The organism is Photobacterium sp. NCIMB 13483 (genome assembly GCF_003025475.1).
Taxonomy (GTDB): Bacteria; Pseudomonadota; Gammaproteobacteria; order Enterobacterales; family Vibrionaceae; genus Photobacterium; species Photobacterium piscicola.
In genome coordinates, this window is record NZ_PYLV01000006.1 from 144,663 (window position 1) to 168,851 (window position 24,189).

Here is a 24,189-nt window from a genome sequence, read left to right on the forward strand (position 1 = left end):
AATGAGCTTATGGATTAATAATCAATGGCTAGTGGGCGATGGTGAGCGATTTCAATCACTCAATCCTTATAATGATGATGTGGTTTGGCAAGGTAATGCTGCGAGTGTAGAGCAAGTTGAGAATGCTGTTGCTGCTGCAAATACAGCGTTTTTAAACTGGCGAAATACGACGTTTAATGAGCGCTTAGCCGTTATTGAACGCTTTGCTCAATTACTGCAACAACATCAATCACAATTGGCACATATTATTGCGGCAGAAACAGGTAAACCAGTATGGGAAAGTACCACGGAAGTCGCGGCGATGATTGCCAAAGTTGGGTTATCAACGCAAGCTTATCATGAGCGAACGGGTATTCGTCAGCGTCAACAGGCCGGAACCACCATGATTGTTCGCCATCGTCCTTTGGGGGTGATGGCGGTATTTGGACCATATAACTTCCCCGCACACTTACCTAATGGCCATATTATTCCAGCATTGTTAGCGGGTAACACCGTGGTATTTAAACCCTCAGAACTGACACCTAATACCGCTCAACGAATGTGTGAGTTATGGCAACAAGCGGGTATTGCTGATGGGGTGATTAATTTAGTACAAGGTGGACGTACAACGGGAGCGGCATTAGCCATGGCAACGAGAGTGGCTGGAGTATTGTTTACCGGGAGTGCGCAAACGGGGCATTTGTTACATCAACAATTTGCGGGGCAACCGCAAACTATGTTGGCTTTAGAGATGGGAGGTAATAATCCATTAGTGATCGGCCAAGAGTATGGTGACATTGATGCGGCGGTATATACCATCATTCAATCGGCTTTTTTAAGTGCTGGACAGCGTTGTACTTGTGCACGGCGATTATATATCGCCACAGGAAAAGCTGGCGATGCTCTGTTAGCCCGTTTAGTGACGGTCGCTTCACAATTGCTGGTGGGTGATCCCTTTGCAACCCCTGCACCGTTTATGGGGCCATTAATTTCTGCTGTGGCGGCGGATCACATCATATTGCATCAACAACAACTTTTGGATGCTGGTGGCGTTGCTTTATTAACGGCAACGCGGGGACAAGGCGCAATTGTGACGCCTGCGATTATCGATGTTAGTGCTATTACTGAACTTGCGGATGAAGAATATTTTGGACCACTATTACACGTTAGTCGTTATGTTGATTTTATTCAAGCGGTAGTCAGTGCCAATCAAACTCGCTATGGCTTAGCGGCAGGGCTCATTTCAACCGATGAGCAACAATGGCTCTATTTTATTGAACATATTCGTGCTGGTATTGTGAATCGAAACCGACCCTTAACAGGAGCGAGTGGTGATGCACCTTTTGGTGGCCCTGGCGCATCAGGAAATCTTCGCCCAAGCGCTTATTATGCTGCGGACTATTGTGCTTATCCTATGGCGTCTGTTGAAGGGGATGATGTGCAATTACCGGCTCAATTAGCGCCAGGAGTATGCTTGAGCTAAGGTTTAATGAGTGATAATGCTTTCAATAGGCAGGCTGATTATGGAATCTATTACCCAACTTTTTGATGGTTTATGGCACGATTATAGTCACCGCTTATGCCCTTCAGCGGTGCAAATACAGCAGTTGTTAACCGAGGACACAGCATTACTTAATGATCATATTGCATTGCGCAGCTTTGGGTTACCGAAGTGTGGCTTAGCCGTACTGGCTGCGCCATTTATTGCTTTGGGTTACCAACCGCAAGCAAAATATCATTTTAGTGCCAAAAAGCTGTATGCCGAATCCTTTATTCATGCAAACCCGGTGTTGCCAAAAGTCTTTATTAGCGAATTACAATTAGCGGGGTGCTCGGCTGAATTACAACATACGATACGAGCCTTGCTTGATCAGGTTGATGATGATTATTTTCGCCAACCTGATTTTATTTATCGTGGCCGTCCATGGCAACTTGACTTTGCGACCTATCAATTTTTAGCGGCTGAAAGTGAATATGCAGCGTGGGTTGCGGCACACGGTTTTGGCGCTAACCATTTTACGGTGAGTATTAATCAATTAGAACAGTTCTCTAATCTTGAAGAGGTTAATCATTTATTGCGCCATAACCAGTTTGTTATTAATCAAGCGGGCGGGGAGATAAAAGGTAATGCTGAGGTGATGTTGGAACAATCAGCAACCATGGCTGACAAGGTGGGGGTCAGTTTTCGAGACGGTATTCATAACATCCCTGGTGGATTTTATGAATTTGCAAAACGCCATCCCCAAGCGAATGGTGAGTTATATTCAGGGTTTGTGGTTGCTTCGGCGAATAAAATTTTTGAAAGTACAGATCGTTAATTGTAAGCCAAATAAACAGTGCTTAGCGCATAAGCACTGTTGTTGAAGGGTTAGTTATCCAGTGGTGAAGCCCAAACACCTGATTCATCTGCAGGGCAGCGACGTAATCCGGTTTGTTGTTCGAGATAACAGCGACTATCACTAAACCCTGTCATTTCAATGGTTGTTGGCTGACTAGTTAAGATCCCAGGTACCGTGGTGTAACTGTTAACTGAAAAGCGTTCAATATCCATATTGACCATCATCGATTTAAAATCCATTTGTGAGCAAAATGTAGCATAAATAGATGTTATTACAAGTTAAAATTTAACACTAATGCCTGAGTGTTCAATGATTGTTTTACGGTGATCATCTGGGGAGTGATAAAAAAAAACCGCAGGCATAAGCTGCGGTTTCATCGGTGATTTTGGTATGACTAAAATAATTAGCGTGTACCGTAAACCACAATAGTCTTGCCATGAGCAGAAATAAGATTTTGCTCTTCTAGCATTTTAAGAATACGGCCGACTGTTTCGCGAGAACAACCTACGATCTGACCAATTTCTTGACGAGTGATCTTAATTTGCATGCCATCAGGGTGTGTCATTGCATCAGGTTGTTTTGCAAGATTCAGTAATGTCTGTGCAATACGACCTGTAACATCAAGGAACGCAAGATCACCCACTTTTTGACTTGTCACTTGTAGACGACATGCCATTTGAGCAGATAGACGCATTAGAATATCTGGGTTAACTTGAATTAATTGACGGAATTTTTTAAATGAAATTTCTGCAACTTCACAAGGGCTTTTTGCGCGAACCCAAGCTGTACGTTCTTGGTCTTCTTCGAACAAGCCGAGTTCACCAATAAAGTCGCCCTGGTTTAGGTAAGAAAGGATCATCTCCTTACCTTCTTCATCCTTGATTAATACAGCAACAGAACCCTTCACGATGTAGTACAAAGTCTCTGCTTTTTCACCTGCGTGAATTAACGTGCTCTTTGATGGATATTTGTGAATGTGACAATGGGAAAGAAACCACTCTAAAGTTGGATCTGTTTGCGGTTTACCTGGAACCATATTACTAACTTCCTCTGCATATGTTGCCCAACAATATGTTCTGTAAAGATAACTCGACAAAACTGTGCGTTGGCAGGGTTATTCACTCAGCTGATGGGCTGCGAGCTAACTTAAACTGGTTTAGAGTGTATCCTTTTTTTGGGGCTTTTTCTTGATATTGATCTCGATGACCCGCTCATTTATGAGAGATAAGTGTGCACATGATCACATCGTTGTGACTTAGTTACCAAAAGCACCGTTTCAAAGTGATTTTGCTCTCCAATTCTAGCAATAGAAATATGCAACACAATTAGCATCAAACAAAATAAATAACGTTTACATCGATGGAATTATCAACAAAAATAAGATCAAATTTTAAATAATATAGCTCAAGGATATAAAAATGCAGTCACGTGTAAAATGGGTAGAAAACATGACGTTTGTTGGCCAATCAGCATCGGGCCATAGCGTCGTTTTAGATGGTAACGGTGGTGAAAAAGGGCCAAGTCCAATGGAGTTGGTATTAATGGCTGCCGGGGGATGTAGCTCTGTGGATGTTGTTAGTGGTTTACAAGATTTACAACAGCAGATCACGGCTTGTGAAGTGAATATCTTCGCCGAACGTCGTGAACAAGCGCCACGAATTTTCACTCATGCCAATTTACACTTTGTTGTTACTGGCCATGATTTAAATGATGCACTAGTGAGTAAGATGGTGGCTGACTCGCTTGAAAAATATTGCTCAGTTTGTTTGATGCTAGGTAAAGGTGTTGAAATGAGTCACAGCTATGAGATTGTTGTGGCGTAACTCGATGACGATGACGGTTGCTGATATCAGTAACCGTTTATCAACGAGTAGTGAGAGCTACGTCTGATACTTACTTCTGAGTATCATACAAGAAATAATGCTTACGCTATTTTTCCATTTTCAATGAGTTGTTCAAGCAACGGTCGCATAATCAGTTCCATCGCAAAACTCATTTTCCCACCAGGAACCACAAGGGTATTGTGGCGTGACATAAATGAGCCTTGAATCATCGCCAATAAATGTGGAAAGTCGACATTTTTTAAGCCACGAAACCGGATCACGACAAAGCTTTCATCTAAACTTGGAATACCTTTCGCACTGACAGGGTTTGACGTATCAACGGTAGGGACTCGTTGAAAATTAATATGGGTGCGAGAAAATTGGGGTGTGATGTAATTAAGATAGTCATCCATTGAGCGCACAATTGATTCCATCACCGCTTCTCTTGAATGACCGCGGTCGCGAGTGTCGCGAATGATCTTTTGAATCCACTCTAAGTTTACAATGGGCACCATCCCAATCAGTAAATCAACATGCTGAGCGACATTGGTTTCACCATCAACCACACCGCCATGTAGCCCTTCATAAAATAACACATCAGTATTTTCAGCTAACTGTTGCCAAGGCGTGAAAGTACCCGGCATTTGATTATAAGGTACGGCTTCATCAAAGGTATGTAAGTAACGCCGAAACTTGCCACTGCCGTCTTGAGCATATTGCTCGAAAAAGTGGGCTAACTGTTCAAAGTCATTGGCTTCTGCACCGAAATAGCTGATATGACGACCTTGTTCTTTGGCTTTACGAATCTCACAATCCATCTCTGGGCGAGTAAAACGATGAAAACTATCGCCTTCTAACCATGCGGCGTTGATGTCCATCATATTAAACATTTTGCGGAAGGCTTCAGAGGTGGTGGTCGTACCCGCGCCTGATGAACCAGTGACAGCAATAATAGGGTGTTTTACCGACATAACTCACCTTGTTGTTGTGATTAGCACAGGTTTAATAACAAATAATGGTCAGCGATAAATGTTACTACATGTTTGCTAAAATGTCGGTATTAAGTGATAAAAATGCAACTGATACCAAGTTTTAATGGTTATCGCTACAATAATGTAGTGATTACATTTGATTGCGGAGCTTAATATCTACTGATTCATGCAATTCAGAGAAAACAATTACAGCATCACCAGATTGTAATTGGCGTCGTACATAAGCCACTTTATCACTGAGGCTGATTTCAACTTCGCCATAATCAGTGCCTTCTCGTAAAATAAATTGTTCGATAAGGTTAGTGAGTGTTTCTGGTGCGATGTCTTGCCAAGGGATAATCATTACAACTTCTTAAATGACTAATAAAATAATAGCCGCAGTATATTCTTAAAATTAGCATGAAAGAAAGTCAGTCATTATTTGGTTGGGTTGTTTGATGTTGATCTAATTGTTGTTGAAACCATGCAGGCACTGTGTGCTCTAACCAAAATTGTGGTTTGAGTAAGCTGCCATTGATAAAACCGACATGACCACCGGTGGCTGATAAATCATAACGAATGTTGGCGGGTAATGGCTGTGATGGAATAACATCGCTGTTCATAAACGGATCATCTTTAGCATGAATGATTCGTAAAGGACGACGAATATTTGTCAGTTGCAGTAAGCCACTGCAACGTTGATAGTAGTCATTAGCATTTTTGAAGCCATGTAATGGTGCTGTTACTGCTTGATCAAATTGCCACACATTGTTAATCGATGCTAACTGTTGCTGATTAATGGGCATGGTGTGAGGCTGACGTTCAATCTTTTTGGCAATGGTGCGTTTAAGCGATGTTAGTAAGTAGCGTTGATATACTCGTGAGAACCCTTGCTGAATACGATCAGAACAGGAGGCAAGGTTAAGTGGTGGTGAAATCGCTTGAGCGGCAATCAGTTCGCTATTGTCACGGTAGTTAGCTAAGTAATTAATCAATACATTACCACCCAGAGATACCCCAACAGCCATAAATGGGCGTTGTGGAAATTGCTGCCGTAGCCATTGAATGAAGAAGCGTACATCTTTGATGTCACCGGAATGATAGCTTTGTGGATGACGATTTAATTCACCGCTGCAGCCTCTAAAATGCATCATTACTCCAAGCCAGCCTTGCTGTTTGGCGGCCATCAATAAGCCATTAGCATAAGGGCTGTTAAAACTGCCTTCTAAACCATGTAATAAAATCATCAATGGCTGGTGATGGTTAGTGTGGTCTGGCTGCTCTGTCCAAGCAAGATCGATAAAATCGCCATCAGGCATTTCAAGGCGTTGAGTGATAGGGGTAAAGAGGGGCTGGCGACGAATAAAGCGAGGTAATAAGGTTTGTAAGTGAGGATTACCTAATCCGGTAGCAGCGCTAAATGGTTGCATGTAATGTCCTTGATCTTAATAAAAACGCCGGAGTAATAAAACTATCACTACGGCGTTAAATGATCACTCAGCGTTAAGCTGGCTTTCCATTTCTTCTAGTTGTTCTTGTAGTTCCATCCAGGCGACTTCAATGTCTTCAAGATCGGATTTAGCATCGCCTTGAAGCTTCAACTGTTCATTCATTTGCGCTTTATTTTCAGGCTCATAAATGGTGCTATCACTTAATGCTGTTTCTGCAGCGGTGATGATCGCATTAAGCTTATCCATTTGCTTTTCAAGCTTAGTGATCTCTTTGCGAATCGGTGCGGTTTGTTTACGGAACTCAGCATCTAAACGTTTTTGTTCTTTACGTGATGCAGCACTATTGTCTTTATTGGTTTCAGGTTTTGCTGCTTGCTGCTCACGACGTTCATTGCGTTGCTGTTCGCCTAACCACTTGTGGTAATCACCTAAATCACCATCAAAAGGCACTACTTGGCGATCGTGAACCAAGTATAAATCATCGGTCGTTGCACGGAGTAAGTAACGGTCGTGACTAACAATAACCATTGCGCCTTCATAAGATTGCAACGCGAAGGTCAGTGCTTGACGCATATCTAAGTCAAGGTGGTTAGTCGGTTCATCGAGTAACAATAGGTTTGGACGTTGCCAAACAATTAACGCTAATACCAAGCGCGCTTTTTCACCCCCAGAAAAAGGACCGACTTTCTCTAGTGCTTTATCGCCAATAAAACCAAAACTGCCTAAGTAATCACGCAGTTGTTGTTCGGTTGAGTTTGGCGCGATACGTGCCATGTGTTGGACCGGGGTGTCATCAAGGTATAAAGTTTCTAATTGATGCTGAGCGAAGTAGCCAATTTTAACCCCTTGTGAGAACGCCATATCACCGGCTTTAGCGGGTAAATCACCTGCGAGCATTTTAATTAAGGTTGATTTACCGGCACCATTACGCCCCAGTAATCCAATTCGGCTTCCCGGTACTAAGTTTAAGCGGATCTTTTCTAGAATCAGTAAATCATCATAACCAGCAGCGACATGATCCATCATCAAAATTGGATTTGGCAGTGCGCTGGGTTCTCTAAACTCAAACGTAAATGGGTTATCAAGTTGCGCTGGCAGTACTTTCTCCATCCGTTCTAATGCTTTAATACGGCTTTGCGCTTGGCGTGCTTTGCTGGCTTTGTAACGAAAGCGTTCGATATATGACTGCATGTGGGTCATTTGCTTCTGTTGCTTTTGAAACATTGCTTGTTGCAATACCAGCTTTTCTGCACGTTGAACTTCAAACGAGGAATAGTTACCGGTGTAACTGTTCATGGTTTGGTTTTCAACGTGAATAATACGGTTAATAACCGGGTCTAAGAAATCACGGTCATGGGAAATCAGTACTAGCGTACCACGGTAGCTTTGAAGCCATTTTTCAAGCCACATTACTGCATCAAGATCTAAGTGGTTGGTTGGCTCATCGAGTAATAGCAGATCAGAACGGCATAGTAGTGCTTGAGCAAGGTTTAAACGCATGCGCCAACCACCAGAAAACTGGGTTAAGTTCCACTGCATTTGGTGTTGTGAAAAACCGAGACCATTGAGTAATTCTGCTGCACGTGCATTGATACTATAACCACCGATGGTATCAATTTTACCATGCAGTTCAGCGACTTTATTGCCGTTATCAGCCAGTTCTGCTGCGATTAATTGACGTTCAAGTTCGCGGTATTCGCGATCACCATCAATAACATATTCAATTGCCGCTCGCTCCAGTGCTGGAGTTTCTTGGGCTACCCACGCTAATTCCCAATTACTTGGAAACTGACAATTACCGCCATCTAAGCTGAGTTCATTTTTGAGTAATGCGAATAGGGTTGATTTACCACACCCATTTTTACCCACCAGACCGACTTTATCGCCAGGGTTAATGGTTGCTGTGGCATTTTCAAGCAGAACTTTACCACCACGTAGAAGTTGGATATCTGAGAAGATAATCATCGATAGCGCCGGGGACGTGCCCGCTCCACAAAATTAAACTGGAATTATGTTCAGGAGTCTAACCCAAACTTGAACCAGTGGCTAACCTGACACCGAGTTAACACGGTACTTACATCGGGGGAATGTCGGTTTGTATAAAATAGAAAAGCCAACTAAATGATCATATTAAGTAACAATTAGGTATGATAGTTAACAATTGGGCACCGTAATACTCTAGCAAAGTATTACTTGGATCATTTAACGACGTGCAAAGGACAATATGACCGATTTAAAAATATTAATTATCTTTGCTCACCCCGATCCTCAAGAATCCGTTGCGAATCAAACATTACTCAATGAAATAGATCAACTACCTCATGTTACTGTGCATGATTTATATGCCACTTATCCTGATTTTTTTATTGATGAGGTCGCTGAACGAGCACGGGTACTGGCGCATGATGTGATCATATTTCAACATCCATTGTATATGTACTCTTGTCCGTCACTATTGAAAGAGTGGCTTGATCGAGTGTTAACCAAAGGGTTTGCCCATGGTGATGGCAAAGCGACGGCAGGTAAATATTGGCGCTCAGTGATCACCACTGGCGGTGCTGCGGAAGCTTACAGTCCTGATGGCTATAACCGATGTAGTATTGACGATATTTTAAAGCCGTTTGAATTGTGTGCTGATCTTTGCCGAATGCAATGGTTGCCGCCATTAGTGGTGCATTGGGCTCGGCGAATTCCAGAATTGGAGCGACAACAGTACGCACGATGGTATCGGCAGTGGTTAATCAACCCTCATCAATACGATCCGCAATTACCATTAGCCACAGGAGCCAGCCATGGATAATGACTTTTTAGTGGTGATGGTGATTTTTTTAGGGGCAGCCATTATTGCGGTACCGTTAGCACAACGATTAGGTCTCGGTTCGGTATTGGGGTATCTCATTGCTGGCATTGGTATTGGACCATGGGGATTGGGATTAATCTCTGATGTGGATGCAATATTGCACTTTTCTGAGTTTGGGGTGGTGTTGTTACTGTTCCTTATCGGTTTGGAACTTAACCCGAAAAAATTATGGCAAATGCGTAAGCCAATTTTAGGATTAGGTGGCAGCCAAGTGGTGATCTCGACGCTGGTTATTGCTGCAATTGCTCTTGGCTGGCGATGGTTTTTTCCTGAGCTTGGTTGGCGTGATGCGATTGTTATCGGCATGGGGTTGGCATTATCGTCAACTGCGATTGCATTACGGGTGATAGACGAACAACAATTAAGTGGTAGCGAAACGGGTCAATCAGGATTTGCAGTACTGCTGTTTCAAGATATCGCGGTTATTCCAATGTTAGCGTTATTACCATTGCTGGCAGGTAATGCTGGTGGCACCTGGCTGGATGGCATTTGGATGTTAGGCTGCATTGTACTGTTTTTAGTTGCTGGCCACTTTTTGTTGCGGCCGTTATTTCGTTATGTGGTGATGAGTGGTGTGCGTGAGTTGTTTAACGTGGCCGCGTTATTATTAGTCATTGGTATTGCATTGATAATGCAGATGATCGGTTTGTCGATGGCACTCGGTGCATTTTTAGCGGGTGTATTACTGGCTGAAAGTGAATATCGGCATGAACTTGAAATAGCCATCGAACCATTCAAAGGATTATTACTGGGATTGTTTTTTATCTCGGTTGGCATGGCGGTTAATCTGGGGCTGTTATTACAATACCCATTACAGATCCTCGCGGTAGTTATTGGCTTAGTGACCCTTAAGGCTGGCATTCTTTATCTATTGGCGCGCCTGTTTGGTGTTGGTGAAAAATCGCGTAGTCAAATGGCGGTTATTTTAAGCCAAGGTGGAGAGTTTGCTTTTGTGTTATTTACGGCAGCTAAAGCTGATGGATTATTAAGTGGTGAGTTAGCACCGTTGTTATTAGTGGTTGTTAGTTTATCGATGATGACGACGCCATTAATTTTACAGCTACAAAAACAGTGGTATCGCCGTAGCTTTCAAGCAGAAGATTCACAGCAACCAGTTTCGGATGTCATTGATCGCCAGCCGCGCGTCATTATTACCGGGTTTGGTCGATTTGGGCAGGTGGTGGGACGGCTACTGTTTGCCAATAAAATTCGCGTTACTGTATTAGAGCGCGATCCCAGTCAAATTCAATTTTTGCGTAAATTTGGTTATAAGGTCTATTACGGTGATGCGACGCAATTGGATTTATTACGTTCGGCGGGAGCAGAGAATGCTGAAGCCTTGATTATCTGTACTGATGACCCAAATGAAGTGATGGAAGTGGTCGCGTTATGCCAACAGCACTTTCCTCGATTGAAATTAATGGCGCGCGCACGTAGTCGAGTTGAAGCCCATCAGTTATTAAGTCATGGGGTTGAATGTTTTTCACGTGAAACATTTGAAGGTGCCCTTGATTTAGGTCGCCAAGCCCTCATATCTTTGGGTATACATCCTTATAAAGCGAATCGTGCTCAGGCGCATTTTCGTAAAATCGATAGCCAAGCATTACGTGATTTACTGCCTCAGCATAGTGAAGATGTCAATTTAGCATCACGTCAAAAAGAGGCTCGTAAAGAGTTGGAAGATATTTTTGATCGTGAAATGCGTGGTGAGCAACAACGCCACCAAGATTGGGATTAATCAAGGAATGATTCAATGATCAAGAAACGATTTATTGCAGGTGCAGTGTGTCCGAATTGCCAAGCACAAGATACATTACGCTGGTGGCAACAACATGACATTGAACATATTGAATGTGCACTGTGTCATCACCTTGATACACGTTTGCCACAGTCAGTAAAAGAAAGTGAACAACTTTCTTCAGCAACCAAACAACAAGTGATAGGGATTTTTAAACCAGACTAATGTGATAATGGCATCTCAATGGTATTATCCTGTATGATATGGGAACAAAAACTATCACCCCAAGCTTAAATTTTGGAGTTAACATGAAAGTCGCTAAAGACACAGTAGTAAGCCTAGCTTACCAAGTGAAAACTGAAGAAGGTATCGTTGTCGATCAATCAACAGTTGAAGTACCTCTTGATTACCTACACGGTCACAACAACCTTATTCCTGGTCTGGAAAAAGCGCTTGAAGGCCACGTGGCAGGCGACAAGTTTGAAATCACTGTTGCTCCTGAAGAAGCTTACGGCGAGCACATGGACGAAATGGTTCAACGTGTTCCTGCAAATGTATTCCAAGGTGTTGATGAAATCACTGTTGGTATGCGTTTCCTAGCTGATACTGATCAAGGTCCAATCCCTGTAGAAGTAACTGAAGTTGACGGCGACGAAGTTGTTGTTGATGGTAACCACATGCTTGCTGGTCAAACACTTGGTTTTGACGTTGAAGTTGTTGCTGTACGTGCTGCAACTGAAGAAGAAATTGAACACGGTCACCTACACCAAGGTGGCGGTTGTTGTGGTGGTGAAGGCGGTTGTGGCGATCACGGTGACGACGATTGCTGTGGCGGCGACCATGATCACGGTAACGACGAAGGTTGTTGCGGTGGCGAAGGTAAGGGCGGCTGCGGCTGTTCTCACTAATCACATTTATTGTGATCATAAAAAAAGGAAGCCTCGGCTTCCTTTTTTGTTTTTATCTTGTCGAACCTCGAACCTCGAACCTCGAACCTCGAACCTCGAACCTCGAACCTCTATTTAATAATGTGGTGGCGGTGTTTCTTCTGATTCATCTGCCATATTAGAGGTTTGCATACCTTTAACTTTACCGACCATAAACTTAAGTTGTACTTCCATTCGATCAATCATAAATTGCTGCTTCGTTAGCGCATCATTTAATTCATCAATGGTCTGTTCTTGGAAGGCGAGTTTCATCTCGAGTTCATCAAGACGGCTTTGTAGTTGTTGTATCTCATTCATGGGATATCTTTCAGTCGGTTGACCAGGCTTGAGCGTAACCAGCAGATGAGCCAGCGACAACATTACCTGTAGGGCTAATAGCGACATCATACACCACTGCTGTGGCGGGTCGAGCCCCTGGCTGTACTTCCGCACGCCAATTTTTGATATTTTCACCATTATCTGTGCGCCATAATTCGACTCGGCGTGATGGTGATCCCGTTACCAAAAATTGACCATCATCAGAAAAACGTGCACTTGAAAGGGTTTGATAACGTACTTTCATCGCTAATTGAGTGATTTTGTTACCCGTAGTCAAATCCCAAATAATATTGTCATTATTATCGGTAGCAGAAAAAGCGAATTTTCCATCGCGTTGCAGTGCGACTTGGTTGACACGGCTGCTATGCTTAAATGAATAAATAATCTGTCCGCTGCGGGTATCCCATAAATAGGCGTGGTGATCATTGCCTCCAGAAAGGGCATAGCGGCCATTGGCAGAAAGGGCAACACTATTAACATTGTTTCGATGCGCTAAAAATTCGAGCCGTCGACCATTTGTCAGATCAATAAACAAGGCTTTACCGTTATTTAATGCTAACAATACGTCAGTGCCATTATTGGCAATAGCGACATCTTGAATTTTTGCGTTATCAATTGACCATAACCCATGGGCTTGTGACCATCCCAAATCCCATACGGCAAAATTTTGAGTTGTTGCGGTTATGGCATAACGATTGTTATCAGATATATAACTTGTTATCACGCTATTGTGATATTGATCTTGAGAACCAAAATCAGCTAACTTTTTGTTTTGCTGTAAATCCCATAGCGCGATACCTTGTATGTTTGTACTAATAAGTGCAAAACGGCCATCACGACTAAGGCTTAAGCTCGTGCTACCTTGTTGAGCAAGATGCCAGCGTTGGAGTTCTGAATTAAATAGAAAACAACCGCTTAAGGCAAAGGTAGAGAAAAGTAGACTAACTGACAAAAATTTCTTGTACATTAAGCTCTGGTTCCGCTTTATTAGGGTAACTAGATAGAAGAAATGAATCTGATTAAATAACTGCAGCGCTAAGTATTTACAGTTACTTAATCAGACTGGTAGTAGTATATTGATATAATTTTGTTTTCATACTCATACTAATAAACACAGTGTAAAAGTGAGGCATGACCTCAATGACTGATGGAGAAATACATGAAGCCTATTTTAAAGATGTCTGTATTAGCAGCAACAATCTTCCTTGCTGTGGGTTGTCAGGACGATAATAAAGCAGACACCAACAAGCCTGCTGAGCCTGCAAAAGTTGAACAAACAACGGCTTCAGCTGCTGTTGCAACAACGGATGCTGCTAAAGTTGAATTTAAAACTGAAGATCAAAAAGCAGCGTATGCTATTGGTGCATCACTAGCACAATACCTATCAGCTAACCTTGATCAACAAAAAGAACTTGGCCTTAACCTGAACCGTCAAGATGTACTTGCGGGGGTTGAAGATGTGTTTGCAGGTAAGAGCCTGATGACACAAGAGCAAACTCAACAAGCACTACAATCTCTTGATCAACGTGTTGCAAAGATTGTTGAGCAGAAAGCAAAAGCTGACGCTGAAAAGAACATTAAAGCAGGTGAAGAGTTCCGCGCTAAATTTGCTAAAGAAGCCGGTGTAGTTACCACTAAATCTGGTTTGATGTACAAAGTTGAGAAAGAAGGTACAGGCGCAAAACCTGCTGCAACTGATACTGTTGAAGTGCAGTACAAAGGCATGCTAACTGACGGTACTGTATTTGATAGTTCATACCAACGTAACCAACCAGCAACCTTCCCACTAAATCAAGTGATTCCAGGTTGGACTGAAGGCGTACAATTAATGCCTGTTGGTTCTAAGTTTGAATTTGTTATTCCGCCACAACTTGCATATGGCGCACAAGCTAATCCAAGCATTCCTGCTAATTCTACTCTAGTTTTCCAAGTAGAATTATTAAGCATCAAAGATGCTAAGCAAGCTCAACAGCCAGTTGTTGAAGCAGTAAAAACAACAACTACAGCGACAAAAACGCAATAAGTTATCACTTTCTAGTGACAAAAAAGCGTAACTGTTGATCCAGACCCGGCATATGTCGGGTCTTTTTTGTTCAATTATCTGATAAACTTACTGAGAAGATTTTAAATTTTATCAATTATATTGAATGCTTGTGGTGATAGATCAGGGCGATCGCATTGTAGATAAGCAGCAAAATGGAAGGTGATATCGTGATTTCAGTAGATAATTTTGGAACAGAGATAATTGTTGATAGTGACATCGTTGACAGACGAATTTTTTCTGAACACGATGATAATATTCTGCGCGCGTATGAAGCGGTTGTTGACGGTTTAGCCGCATTAATTGGGCCATTTTGTGAAATTGTTCTGCACTCCTTAGCCGATTTAAATACCTCGGCCATCAAAATAGCCAATGGTCAGAATACAGGTCGTAAAGTAGGATCACCGATCACCGATCTTGCGTTACGCTCTTTACGTGATATTCAAAATTCAGAACGGAATTTTTCACGTGCTTATTTCACGCGCGCTAAAGGCGGTGATTTAATGAAATCAATCACTATTGCGATTCGTAATGGTGATAATAAAGTTATCGGGTTGTTGTGCATTAACGTTAATCTTGATGTGCCATTTACCCAAATACTGCAATCGTTTATGCCAACGGATGAAGCCAAACAAGCAGCATCAAAAGTAAACTTTGCCAGTGATGTTGATGAATTGGTGGATCAAACCGTTGAACGCACTATTGAAGAAATAAACGCAGATAAGAATGTATCTAATAATGCTAAAAATCGTCAGATAGTGATGGAGCTATTTGATAAGGGTATTTTTGACATCAAAGATGCAATTAACCGTGTTGCTGATCGATTGAATATCTCAAAGCACACTGTTTATCTTTATATTCGTCAGCGAAAAACAGAGGATGGTGACAAGTGAGTTTAACTTACGCCATTGTTGTTAATGGCCCAGCCTATGGTACTCAAGCCGCACGTTCAGCTTATCAATTTTCATGTGCACTTATTGAGCTAGGACATACCTTAACTCGCGTATTCTTTTATCAAGATGGTGTTTTAAATGGTAATGGGCTGACAGTACCCGCATCCGATGAATTTGATCTGGTTGCTGCATGGCAGCAGTTGGCGCAAACACATCAGGTTGAATTACATACTTGCGTGGCTGCAGCATTACGACGTGGCATTATTGGTGAACAAGAAGCACAACAACATCAATTGCCCAGTCATAATTTAGCCTATGGGTTTGAAGCGGCTGGATTGGGTGGTTTAGCTGAAGTATTACTTAGTGCAGATCGCGTGATTCAATTTTGAGGTTAATCGAGTGAATAACTTAGGGTTTGTTTTTCGTCAACCACCTCATGGTAGCAGTTGTGGTCGTGAAGGTTTAGATGCGCTATTGGCGGCTTCTGCTTACACTGAAGCATTAGACGTATTTTTTCTTGGTGATGGGGTATTACAACTACTTAAACATCAGCAGCCAGACGCTATTTTAAGTCGTAATTATATCGCGACTTTTAAAATGCTACCTTTGTATGACATCGAAAATATTTATGTTTGTCAGCAGTCATTAATTGAACGCGGATTAAGCGTTGATGATTTATTAATTGACGTAAATATCTGTCCCCATTCTGAGCTGGTGACAAGATTGCATTGTTGCCACCAAATTCTCACATTTTGAGGTGCCGATGTTACATACTGTGACCCGATCACCATTTCAGAGCCACTCATTGGCACAATGTTTACAGTTTATTTGCGCTGGTGATGAGATCTTATTGCTCGAAGACGCTGTAATTGTCGCCTTGAGCGAAAATATTTACTTTGATTTAATAAAAAATATCGGCGTAAAAATTTATTTACTAGAAGCCGATATTATTGCGCGTGGTTTGCAAGATAAATGTGATAAAGATCTAGATGTTATTGATTATAAAGGGTTTGTTTTGCTTACTGAAAGACATGACAAGCACATGAAATGGGCGTAACAAGCCATTATTAGTAACAATATATGGACAAAAAAGTGATTGTTTAAGAAATGATCACTTAATTGATCGTTGGTTAGATCTTGACACCTTTAGGTGCGATGCCTAAAATTTCGCGTCCTCCTGTTGTTGGGAGGCAGATTTTTCACCTTACGAAAGTAACAATCAGGAGCTATTTAATGGCAACTATTAACCAGTTGGTACGTAAGCCACGTGCTAAGCAAGTTGTAAAAAGCAACGTGCCAGCACTAGAAGCGTGCCCACAGAAACGTGGTGTATGTACTCGTGTTTACACTACTACACCTAAAAAACCGAACTCAGCATTACGTAAAGTTTGTCGTGTTCGTCTAACAAACGGTTTTGAAGTAACATCATACATCGGCGGTGAAGGTCACAACCTTCAGGAGCACTCAGTTGTTCTTATCCGCGGTGGTCGTGTTAAAGACTTACCGGGTGTTCGTTACCACACTGTTCGTGGTGCACTTGACTGTGCAGGCGTTAATGACCGTAAACAAGGTCGTTCTAAGTACGGTGTGAAGCGTCCTAAGTCTTAATGGATTCCGTTAAGTAAGGCCAAACACTAAAATTATTTAATTTTGAAGAAACTGAAAAGTTTTGGATAACCTGAAGAAGACAACGGAGATAATCCATGCCACGTCGTCGCGTAATCGGTCAGCGTAAGATCCTTCCAGATCCTAAATTCAAATCAGAATTGCTGGCAAAATTCGTTAACATCCTAATGGTTGACGGAAAGAAATCTACTGCAGAAAAAATTGTTTACTCTGCACTAGAAACTATGGCTGAGCGTTCTGGTGAAGAACACTTATCTGTATTCGAAAAAGCTCTTGAAAATGTACGTCCAGCGGTAGAAGTTAAATCTCGCCGTGTGGGTGGTTCAACTTACCAGGTGCCTGTAGAAGTACGTCCAGTACGTCGTAATGCACTAGCTATGCGTTGGTTAGTTGAAGCTGCGCGTAAGCGTGGTGAAAAATCTATGGCTCAGCGTCTTGCAGGCGAAATGCTAGATGCAGCTGACAACAAAGGTTCTGCTGTTAAGAAACGTGAAGACGTTCACCGTATGGCAGATGCGAACAAAGCGTTCGCACATTACCGCTGGTAATATAGCTGGTAATACCGCTTGGGCACAGCAGGTTTTCCTGCTGTGCCTAAACCATTTTCTAAGGTTCACCTTAGTAAGAGGATACAACCGTGGCTCGCAAAACGCCTATCGAGCGCTACCGTAATATCGGTATCTGTGCTCACGTTGACGCCGGTAAAACAACCACTACCGAGCGCATCCTGTTTTATACAGGTCTATCTCACAAGATTGGTGAAGTACACGACGGCGCTGCTACTATGGATTGGATGGAGCAGGAGCAAGAACGTGGTATCACTATCACATCTGCTGCTACGACCACCTTTTGGCGCGGTATGGACAAGCAGTTCGACGAGCACCGAATCAACATTATTGATACTCCAGGACACGTAGACTTCACCATTGAAGTTGAACGTTCACTGCGCGTACTTGATGGTGCTGTTGTTGTGTTCTGTGGTGCTTCAGGTGTAGAGCCTCAGTCTGAGACTGTATGGCGTCAAGCCGATCGATATGAAGTTCCTCGTATTGTTTTTATCAACAAGATGGATCGCACGGGCGCAGATTTCTTCCGCGTTATCGAGCAGATCAAACACCGTCTTGGTGCAACACCAGTGCCTCTGCAATTAAATATTGGTACTGAAGATGAATTTAAAGGTGTAATTGACCTGATCAAAATGAAGGCCATTAACTGGTCTGATGCTGATCAAGGCACCAGTTTTACCTATGAAGATATTCCTGCTGACATGCAAGAGTTAGCAGAAGAGTGGCGCATGAACTTAGTTGAATCAGCAGCAGAAGCTAATGATGAACTAATGGATAAATACCTTGAAGAAGGTGAACTGACCGAAGCTGAAATTAAAGCTGGTCTGCGTCAACGTACCCTAAACAACGAAATCGTACTGGCAACTTGTGGTTCTGCATTTAAGAACAAAGGTGTTCAAGCCGTACTAGATGCTGTTGTTGATTTTCTACCTTCACCAACTGAAGTAAAAGCAATTACTGGTGAAGACGAACACGGTAACCCTGTTGAGCGTCATTCAAGTGATGACGAACCATTCTCAGCACTAGCGTTCAAAATCGCAACCGACCCGTTCGTAGGTACGTTAACTTTCATGCGCGTATACTCAGGTGTTGTTAATTCAGGTGATACTGTTTTCAACACTGTAAAAGAAAAACGTGAGCGTTTAGGTCGTATTGTTCAGATGCATGCGAATAAACGTGAAGAGATCAAAGAAGTGCGCGCTGGTGACATTGCGGCAGCCATTGGTCTTAAATTTGCAACGACAGGCGATACCTTGTGCGATCAAAATCATAAAGTGATCCTTGAGCGCATGGAATTCCCTGAACCGGTTATTCAGATTGTGGTTGAACCACGATCTATTGCTGATCAAGATAAGATGACAATTGCGCTAGATAAACTAGCAGCAGAAGACCCATCTTTCCGCGTTGAGACCGATGTTGAATCAGGTCAGATTTTAATTTCTGGCATGGGTGAGCTTCACCTAGATATCATCGTCGATCGTATGAAGCGCGAATTTAACGTCAACTGTAACGTGGGTAAACCCCAGGTTGCTTACCGTGAAACTATTCGTGGTAATACTAAAGTTGAAGGTAAATTCATTCGTCAAGCTGGTGAAACTGGCGGCCGTGGCCAATATGGTCATGTGTGGTTGAAGCTTGAACCATCAGAACCGGGTGAAGGTTTCGTATTCGTAGATGAAATTGTTGGTGGCAGCGTACCTAAAGAATACATTAGTGCTGTTGCTACAGGTATCGAAGAACAAATGAAGAGTGGCGTGCTAGCAGGCTACCCAATGATTGATGTCAAAGCGACATTAGTTGATGGTTCTTACCACGACACTGATTCAAGCGAAATTGCATTTAAAATCGCAGGTTCAATGGCATTACGACAAGGTGCACTTGATGCAACTCCAGTATTGCTTGAACCGATGATGAAAGTTGAAATTACCACGCCAGAAGATTGGATGGGTGATGTTGTTGGTGACCTTAACCGTCGCCGCGGCATGATCGAAGGTATGGAAGAAGGCAACGCGGGTATTAAAATTATTCGTGCGCAAGTTCCACTATCAGCAATGTTCGGGTATGCAACTGATTTAAGATCAGCAACACAAGGCCGTGCGTCTTATTCTATGGAGTTTAGCGAGTACGCTGAAATGCCAAAGAACGTTACTGACAAAATTATTGCTGAACGTATTTAATTTCATTATTGCGTCAATGGCTATTGGCGCATAAAATACAAACTTCAGAGCCGTCCCCGACCTAGTAGGGGGCGTATCTTAACTAGGAAGGAACACAATTGTGTCTAAAGAAAAATTTGAACGTCTAAAACCGCATGTTAACGTTGGTACAATCGGTCACGTTGACCACGGTAAAACAACTCTAACAGCTGCTATCTGTACTACACTTGCAAAAGTGTACGGTGGTGTTGCTAAAGACTTCGCATCTATCGATAACGCTCCTGAAGAGCGCGAGCGCGGTATCACAATCTCTACTTCTCACGTAGAATACGATACTCCTACTCGTCACTACGCACACGTAGACTGTCCTGGACACGCCGATTATGTTAAAAACATGATCACTGGTGCTGCTCAAATGGATGGTGGTATCCTAGTTGTTGCTGCAACTGACGGTCCTATGCCTCAAACTCGTGAGCACATCCTACTTGGTCGTCAAGTTGGTATTCCTTACATCATCGTATTCATGAACAAGTGTGACATGGTTGATGATGAAGAACTACTTGAACTAGTAGAGATGGAAGTTCGTGAACTTCTTTCTGAGTACGATTTCCCAGGTGATGATTGCCCAGTAATCATGGGTTCTGCACTAGGCGCGCTTAACGGCGAAGCTGAGTGGGAAGCTAAGATTGTTGAACTAGCTGAAGCTCTAGATTCTTACATCCCAGAGCCAGAGCGTGCTATCGATCTACCATTCATCCTTCCAATCGAAGATGTTTTCTCAATCCAAGGCCGTGGTACTGTTGTAACTGGTCGTATTGAGCAAGGTATCGTTAAAGTTGGTGACGAAGTAGCTATCATCGGTATTCACGACACTATCACTACTACATGTACTGGTGTTGAGATGTTCCGTAAGCTTCTTGACGAAGGCCGTGCTGGTGAGAACGTTGGTGTTCTTCTACGTGGTACTAAGCGTGATGACGTTGAACGTGGTCAAGTTCTTGCTAAGCCAGGTTCAATCACTCCACACACTACTTTCACTTCAGAAATCTATGTTCTTTCTAAAGATGAAGGCGGTCGTCACACTCCTTTCTTCAAAGGTTACCGTCCACAGTTCTACTTCCGTACAACTGACGTAACTGGTACTATCGAGTTACCAGAAGGCGTTGAAATGGTAATGCCTGGTGATAACATCTCTATGACTGTTACTCTAATCGCACCTATCGCGATGGATGAAGGTCTACGTTTTGCTATCCGTGAAGGTGGCCGTACAGTTGGTGCTGGTGTTGTTGCAACTATCATTGCTTAATAGCAATTAGTGCATAACTAAGTACTGAATAAAAAGGAAGCTTCGGCTTCCTTTTTTTATATCTAAAAAACAGAAGTGGTTAATTTTTGCTATTAAGCAGCCACATGTAAAGACACTAAGTTATTGATAATATAGGTTAATAATTGAATAATTGTTTATTTATCGATCAAGGCTTGCTTTCAAAAATGTGATCTGTATAATGCTCACCACTGCCAGAGACAAAGTCTTGTAAGCGCTGTTGTGAACCAATAAGCATTGAGGAGAAACGTACTACAGGCTATGCCGAGTATGTTTCATAATGAATACTCTGACTTATGTTCGCAGTCATTAAATTGGCTGACAATGCATCCGATAGGGATGCTACGTTCACATAAATCAATCGACATTCCTTCGTCTTTACGAACGTGAGTGGCGATATTGTTTGTGTAATTTTTATTTGGAGCTCTGTCTAATGCAGAACCAACGTATTCGTATCCGCCTAAAGGCTTTCGATCATCGTTTGATCGACCAGTCTACTGCGGAAATCGTTGAAACAGCTAAGCGTACTGGCGCACAGGTTAAGGGTCCAATCCCTCTTCCTACTCGCAAAGAGCGCTTCACTGTTCTTATTTCTCCACACGTTAATAAGGACGCACGTGACCAGTACGAAATTCGTACACACAAGCGCCTTATCGACATCGTTGAGCCTACAGACAAAACTGTTGATGCTCTGATGCGTCTAGATCTAGCTGCTGGCGTTGACGTACAGATCAGCCTAGGTTAAGGGGAGATAAGAGAATGATTGGTCTAATCGGTCGTAAAGTGGGCATGACCCGCATCTTTACCGAAGATGGCATTTCTATTCCAGTTACTGTTGTTGAAGTTGAAAACAACCGCGTTACTCAGGTTAAATCTGTAGAAACTGACGGTTACAACGCTATTCAAGTAACAGCTGGAACTAAGAAAGCTAGCCGCGTATCTAAGCCAGAAGCTGGTCACTTTGCGAAAGCAGGTGTAGAAGCTGGTCGCGGTCTTTGGGAATTCCGTCTAGAAAATAATGAAGAATTCGCAGTTGGCGCTGAGCTAAGTGTTGAAATCTTTAACGAAATTAAAAAAGTAGACGTTACTGGTACATCTAAAGGTAAGGGCTTCCAAGGTGCTATTAAGCGCTGGAACTTCCGTACTCAAGATATGACCCATGGTAACTCCTTGTCTCACCGCGCTCCGGGTTCAATTGGCCAATGTCAAACTCCAGGTCGTGTATTTAAAGGCAAGAAAATGGCTGGTCACATGGGTGCTGAGCGTGTAACGACTCAAAACCTAGAGATCGTACGTGTTGACGCTGAGCGCAATCTGCTTCTTATTAAAGGTGCAGTCCCTGGTGCTACAGGCGGTAACGTGATCGTTAAACCAGCTGTTAAAGCGTAACGTCGAGGAGTTAGTAATGGAATTGGTAGTCAAAGGCGCTAACGCGCTAACTGTCTCCGAAACTACTTTTGGGCGTGATTTCAATGAAGCGCTTGTACACCAAGTAGTTGTTGCGTTTGCAGCAGGTGCTCGTCAGGGTACACGTGCTCAGAAGACTCGTTCAGACGTTTCTGGTGGTGGCGCTAAGCCATGGCGCCAGAAGGGTACTGGTCGCGCTCGTGCAGGTACAATCCGCAGTCCGCTATGGCGTTCTGGTGGTGTTACTTTCGCTGCTCGTCCTCAGGATCACAGCCAAAAAGTAAACAAGAAAATGTACCGCGGTGCTATGAAGAGCATTCTTTCTGAGTTAGTTCGTCAAGAGCGTTTAATCGTTGTTGAAAACTTCACTCTAGAAGCACCAAAGACAAAAGCACTAGTTGCTAAGCTTAAAGAGCTTGAGCTAACTGATGCACTAATCGTAACTGGCGAACTAGATGAGAATCTATTCCTTGCAGCACGTAACCTATACAAAGTAGACGTACGTGACGCAGCGGCAATCGATCCAGTTAGCTTGATCGCTTTCGATAAAATTGTAATGACTGCAGCAGCAGTTAAAGCAATCGAGGAGATGCTAGCATGATCACTGAAGAGCGTATTTTAAAAGTTCTACGTGCTCCGCACATCTCTGAAAAAGCATCAATGGCTGCTGAAAACGCGAATACTATCGTGTTTAAAGTTGCTATTACTGCGACAAAGAGAGAGATCAAAGCAGCAGTTGAAAAACTGTTTGAGGTTGAAGTTAAGTCTGTAAATACTCTTATCACTAAGGGTAAGACCAAACGTCAAGGTATGCGCCAAGGCCGTCGTTCAGACGTGAAGAAAGCGTATGTTATCTTGAAAGAAGGTCAAGACATCGACTTCGCTGGTAGTGCAGAGTAAGGCTAGGAGCAAAGAAGAATGGCTATTGTAAAATGTAAGCCGACTTCCCCAGGTCGTCGCCACGTAGTTAAAGTGGTTAACTCTGACCTGCATAAGGGTAAGCCGTACGCACCACTTCTAGAGAAAAACTCTAAGACTGGTGGTCGTAACAATAACGGTCGTATCACAGTACGTCATATCGGTGGTGGTAACAAACAACACTACCGTCTAATTGACTTTAAACGTACTAAAGATGGCATCCCAGCGAAAGTTGAGCGTCTAGAATACGATCCAAACCGTAGCGCAAACATTGCTCTAGTTCTGTACGCAGACGGTGAGCGCCGCTACATTATCGCACCTAAAGGTATCCAAGCTGGTGATATGATCCAGTCTGGCGAAGATGCTGCTATCAAAGTTGGTAACACTTTACCAATGCGCAACATCCCAGTAGGTTCAACAGTACACTGTGTTGAACTTAAGCCTGGTAAAGGTGCACAGCTGGCTCGTTCAGCTGGTGCATACGCTCAGATCATTGCACGTGCAGGCACTTATGTGACTCTACGTCTACGTTCTGGTGAAATGCGTAAAGTTCTTGCTGACGGTCGTGCGACTCTAGGTGAAGTTGGTAACGCAGAACACATGCTACGTGAGCTAGGTAAAGCTGGTGCTTCACGCTGGCGCGGTGTTCGTCCAACTGTACGTGGTGTTGTAATGAACCCAGTGGATCACCCACATGGTGGTGGTGAAGGTCGTACATCAGGCGGTCGTCATCCAGTAACACCTTGGGGCGTTCCAACTAAGGGTTATAAGACTCGTAGCAACAAGCGCACCGACAAGTACATCGTACGTCGTCGTAATAAGTAATTATAAA

The 24,189-nt window shown here is 43.0% G+C and carries 29 protein-coding genes; 21 read left to right on the forward strand and 8 right to left on the reverse strand.

The window, feature by feature from the left end:
- Position 1: 1 nt before the first annotated feature.
- Both astD and C9I86_RS07445 read left to right on the forward strand, forming a co-directional pair.
- On the forward strand, positions 2 to 1,462 hold the full coding sequence (astD, locus tag C9I86_RS07440) for a succinylglutamate-semialdehyde dehydrogenase (RefSeq protein ID WP_107276042.1): 1,461 nt from the start codon (positions 2 to 4) through the stop codon (positions 1,460 to 1,462).
- Positions 1,463 to 1,502: 40 nt separating this feature from the next.
- Positions 1,503 to 2,297: a DUF1338 domain-containing protein gene (locus C9I86_RS07445; RefSeq protein ID WP_080158738.1), complete on the forward strand. Its 795-nt coding sequence runs from the start codon at positions 1,503 to 1,505 to the stop codon at positions 2,295 to 2,297.
- A gap of 50 nt (positions 2,298 to 2,347) precedes the next feature.
- Here the strand turns inward: C9I86_RS07445 and C9I86_RS07450 are convergent, their stop codons facing one another.
- On the reverse strand, positions 2,348 to 2,542 hold the full coding sequence (locus C9I86_RS07450; protein WP_235865966.1) for a hypothetical protein: 195 nt from the start codon (positions 2,540 to 2,542) through the stop codon (positions 2,348 to 2,350).
- 179 nt (positions 2,543 to 2,721) lie between these two features.
- Positions 2,722 to 3,354: a cAMP-activated global transcriptional regulator CRP gene (gene crp / locus C9I86_RS07455; RefSeq protein ID WP_036789513.1), complete on the reverse strand. Its 633-nt coding sequence runs from the start codon at positions 3,352 to 3,354 to the stop codon at positions 2,722 to 2,724.
- A gap of 382 nt (positions 3,355 to 3,736) precedes the next feature.
- Between crp and C9I86_RS07460 the strand changes: the two genes are divergently transcribed.
- Positions 3,737 to 4,141, forward strand: coding sequence for an OsmC family protein (locus C9I86_RS07460; RefSeq protein ID WP_107276043.1), 405 nt, complete (start codon positions 3,737 to 3,739; stop codon positions 4,139 to 4,141).
- A 101-nt stretch (positions 4,142 to 4,242) separates the two neighbouring features.
- On the opposite strand, the gene C9I86_RS07465 is transcribed toward C9I86_RS07460, so the two are convergent.
- The 4 genes from C9I86_RS07465 to C9I86_RS07480 form a co-directional block, all read right to left on the reverse strand.
- Positions 4,243 to 5,112: a phosphoribulokinase gene (locus C9I86_RS07465; protein WP_080158736.1), complete on the reverse strand. Its 870-nt coding sequence runs from the start codon at positions 5,110 to 5,112 to the stop codon at positions 4,243 to 4,245.
- A gap of 151 nt (positions 5,113 to 5,263) precedes the next feature.
- Positions 5,264 to 5,476: a YheU family protein gene (locus C9I86_RS07470; RefSeq protein ID WP_080158735.1), complete on the reverse strand. Its 213-nt coding sequence runs from the start codon at positions 5,474 to 5,476 to the stop codon at positions 5,264 to 5,266.
- Positions 5,477 to 5,543: 67 nt separating this feature from the next.
- A complete protein-coding gene (locus C9I86_RS07475) occupies positions 5,544 to 6,542 on the reverse strand; it encodes a hydrolase (RefSeq protein WP_107276044.1) in 999 nt (332 codons plus the stop codon).
- A gap of 63 nt (positions 6,543 to 6,605) precedes the next feature.
- Entirely contained in the window at positions 6,606 to 8,528 is a 1,923-nt protein-coding gene (locus C9I86_RS07480) for an ABC transporter ATP-binding protein (RefSeq protein ID WP_107276045.1), read from the reverse strand.
- 259 nt (positions 8,529 to 8,787) lie between these two features.
- Between C9I86_RS07480 and kefG the strand changes: the two genes are divergently transcribed.
- The 4 genes from kefG to slyD all read left to right on the forward strand — a co-directional run bounded on the left by kefG (position 8,788) and on the right by slyD (position 12,069).
- The gene (gene kefG, locus C9I86_RS07485; protein WP_107276046.1) at positions 8,788 to 9,363 is read left to right on the forward strand and encodes a glutathione-regulated potassium-efflux system ancillary protein KefG; all 576 of its coding nucleotides are present in this window, start codon (positions 8,788 to 8,790) and stop codon (positions 9,361 to 9,363) included.
- Complete coding sequence (kefB, locus tag C9I86_RS07490; RefSeq protein WP_107276047.1) at positions 9,356 to 11,161, forward strand: glutathione-regulated potassium-efflux system protein KefB; 1,806 nt, start codon at positions 9,356 to 9,358, stop codon at positions 11,159 to 11,161. The genes kefG and kefB overlap by 8 nt, the downstream gene beginning before the upstream one ends.
- Before the next feature lie 15 nt (positions 11,162 to 11,176).
- A complete protein-coding gene (locus C9I86_RS07495; protein ID WP_080158730.1) occupies positions 11,177 to 11,386 on the forward strand; it encodes a YheV family putative zinc ribbon protein in 210 nt (69 codons plus the stop codon).
- An 83-nt stretch (positions 11,387 to 11,469) separates the two neighbouring features.
- On the forward strand, positions 11,470 to 12,069 hold the full coding sequence (gene slyD, locus C9I86_RS07500) for a peptidylprolyl isomerase (protein WP_045028976.1): 600 nt from the start codon (positions 11,470 to 11,472) through the stop codon (positions 12,067 to 12,069).
- Positions 12,070 to 12,183: 114 nt separating this feature from the next.
- Here slyD and C9I86_RS07505 read toward each other — a convergent pair whose 3' ends face one another.
- Both C9I86_RS07505 and C9I86_RS07510 read right to left on the reverse strand, forming a co-directional pair.
- Positions 12,184 to 12,405 carry a SlyX family protein gene (locus C9I86_RS07505; RefSeq protein ID WP_045035979.1) on the reverse strand — a complete coding sequence of 74 codons (222 nt, stop codon included), beginning with the start codon at positions 12,403 to 12,405 and terminating at the stop codon, positions 12,184 to 12,186.
- A gap of 10 nt (positions 12,406 to 12,415) precedes the next feature.
- Positions 12,416 to 13,393, reverse strand: coding sequence for a WD40 repeat domain-containing protein (locus tag C9I86_RS07510; protein WP_080158729.1), 978 nt, complete (start codon positions 13,391 to 13,393; stop codon positions 12,416 to 12,418).
- A gap of 192 nt (positions 13,394 to 13,585) precedes the next feature.
- On the opposite strand from C9I86_RS07510, the gene fkpA reads away from it, so the two are divergent.
- The 14 genes from fkpA to rplB all read left to right on the forward strand — a co-directional run bounded on the left by fkpA (position 13,586) and on the right by rplB (position 24,182).
- Positions 13,586 to 14,449 carry an FKBP-type peptidyl-prolyl cis-trans isomerase gene (gene fkpA, locus C9I86_RS07515; protein WP_107276048.1) on the forward strand — a complete coding sequence of 288 codons (864 nt, stop codon included), beginning with the start codon at positions 13,586 to 13,588 and terminating at the stop codon, positions 14,447 to 14,449.
- A 188-nt stretch (positions 14,450 to 14,637) separates the two neighbouring features.
- Entirely contained in the window at positions 14,638 to 15,360 is a 723-nt protein-coding gene (locus tag C9I86_RS07520) for a transcriptional regulator (RefSeq protein ID WP_080158806.1), read from the forward strand.
- Positions 15,357 to 15,749, forward strand: coding sequence for a sulfurtransferase complex subunit TusD (gene tusD, locus C9I86_RS07525; protein WP_080158727.1), 393 nt, complete (start codon positions 15,357 to 15,359; stop codon positions 15,747 to 15,749). The genes C9I86_RS07520 and tusD overlap by 4 nt, the downstream gene beginning before the upstream one ends.
- A 10-nt stretch (positions 15,750 to 15,759) precedes the next feature.
- Positions 15,760 to 16,116, forward strand: a complete 357-nt coding sequence (gene tusC / locus C9I86_RS07530) for a sulfurtransferase complex subunit TusC (RefSeq protein WP_107276049.1) — start codon at positions 15,760 to 15,762, stop codon at positions 16,114 to 16,116.
- Positions 16,117 to 16,123: 7 nt separating this feature from the next.
- Positions 16,124 to 16,417: a sulfurtransferase complex subunit TusB gene (tusB, locus tag C9I86_RS07535; RefSeq protein WP_080158725.1), complete on the forward strand. Its 294-nt coding sequence runs from the start codon at positions 16,124 to 16,126 to the stop codon at positions 16,415 to 16,417.
- 176 nt (positions 16,418 to 16,593) lie between these two features.
- Entirely contained in the window at positions 16,594 to 16,968 is a 375-nt protein-coding gene (gene rpsL / locus C9I86_RS07540) for a 30S ribosomal protein S12 (protein WP_004399892.1), read from the forward strand.
- A gap of 95 nt (positions 16,969 to 17,063) precedes the next feature.
- Complete coding sequence (rpsG, locus tag C9I86_RS07545) at positions 17,064 to 17,534, forward strand: 30S ribosomal protein S7 (protein ID WP_080158724.1); 471 nt, start codon at positions 17,064 to 17,066, stop codon at positions 17,532 to 17,534.
- A gap of 89 nt (positions 17,535 to 17,623) precedes the next feature.
- Complete coding sequence (fusA, locus tag C9I86_RS07550) at positions 17,624 to 19,729, forward strand: elongation factor G (protein WP_107276050.1); 2,106 nt, start codon at positions 17,624 to 17,626, stop codon at positions 19,727 to 19,729.
- 100 nt (positions 19,730 to 19,829) lie between these two features.
- Complete coding sequence (gene tuf / locus C9I86_RS07555) at positions 19,830 to 21,014, forward strand: elongation factor Tu (protein ID WP_107276051.1); 1,185 nt, start codon at positions 19,830 to 19,832, stop codon at positions 21,012 to 21,014.
- 451 nt (positions 21,015 to 21,465) lie between these two features.
- The gene (gene rpsJ / locus C9I86_RS07560) at positions 21,466 to 21,777 is read left to right on the forward strand and encodes a 30S ribosomal protein S10 (protein WP_002541412.1); all 312 of its coding nucleotides are present in this window, start codon (positions 21,466 to 21,468) and stop codon (positions 21,775 to 21,777) included.
- A gap of 14 nt (positions 21,778 to 21,791) precedes the next feature.
- Entirely contained in the window at positions 21,792 to 22,421 is a 630-nt protein-coding gene (gene rplC / locus C9I86_RS07565) for a 50S ribosomal protein L3 (protein ID WP_036789584.1), read from the forward strand.
- 16 nt (positions 22,422 to 22,437) lie between these two features.
- Positions 22,438 to 23,040, forward strand: coding sequence for a 50S ribosomal protein L4 (rplD, locus tag C9I86_RS07570; protein WP_036789587.1), 603 nt, complete (start codon positions 22,438 to 22,440; stop codon positions 23,038 to 23,040).
- Complete coding sequence (gene rplW, locus C9I86_RS07575; RefSeq protein WP_036789589.1) at positions 23,037 to 23,339, forward strand: 50S ribosomal protein L23; 303 nt, start codon at positions 23,037 to 23,039, stop codon at positions 23,337 to 23,339. Before rplD ends, rplW begins: the two co-directional genes overlap by 4 nt.
- A gap of 18 nt (positions 23,340 to 23,357) precedes the next feature.
- A complete protein-coding gene (gene rplB / locus C9I86_RS07580) occupies positions 23,358 to 24,182 on the forward strand; it encodes a 50S ribosomal protein L2 (RefSeq protein ID WP_045038830.1) in 825 nt (274 codons plus the stop codon).
- Positions 24,183 to 24,189 lie beyond the last annotated feature (7 nt).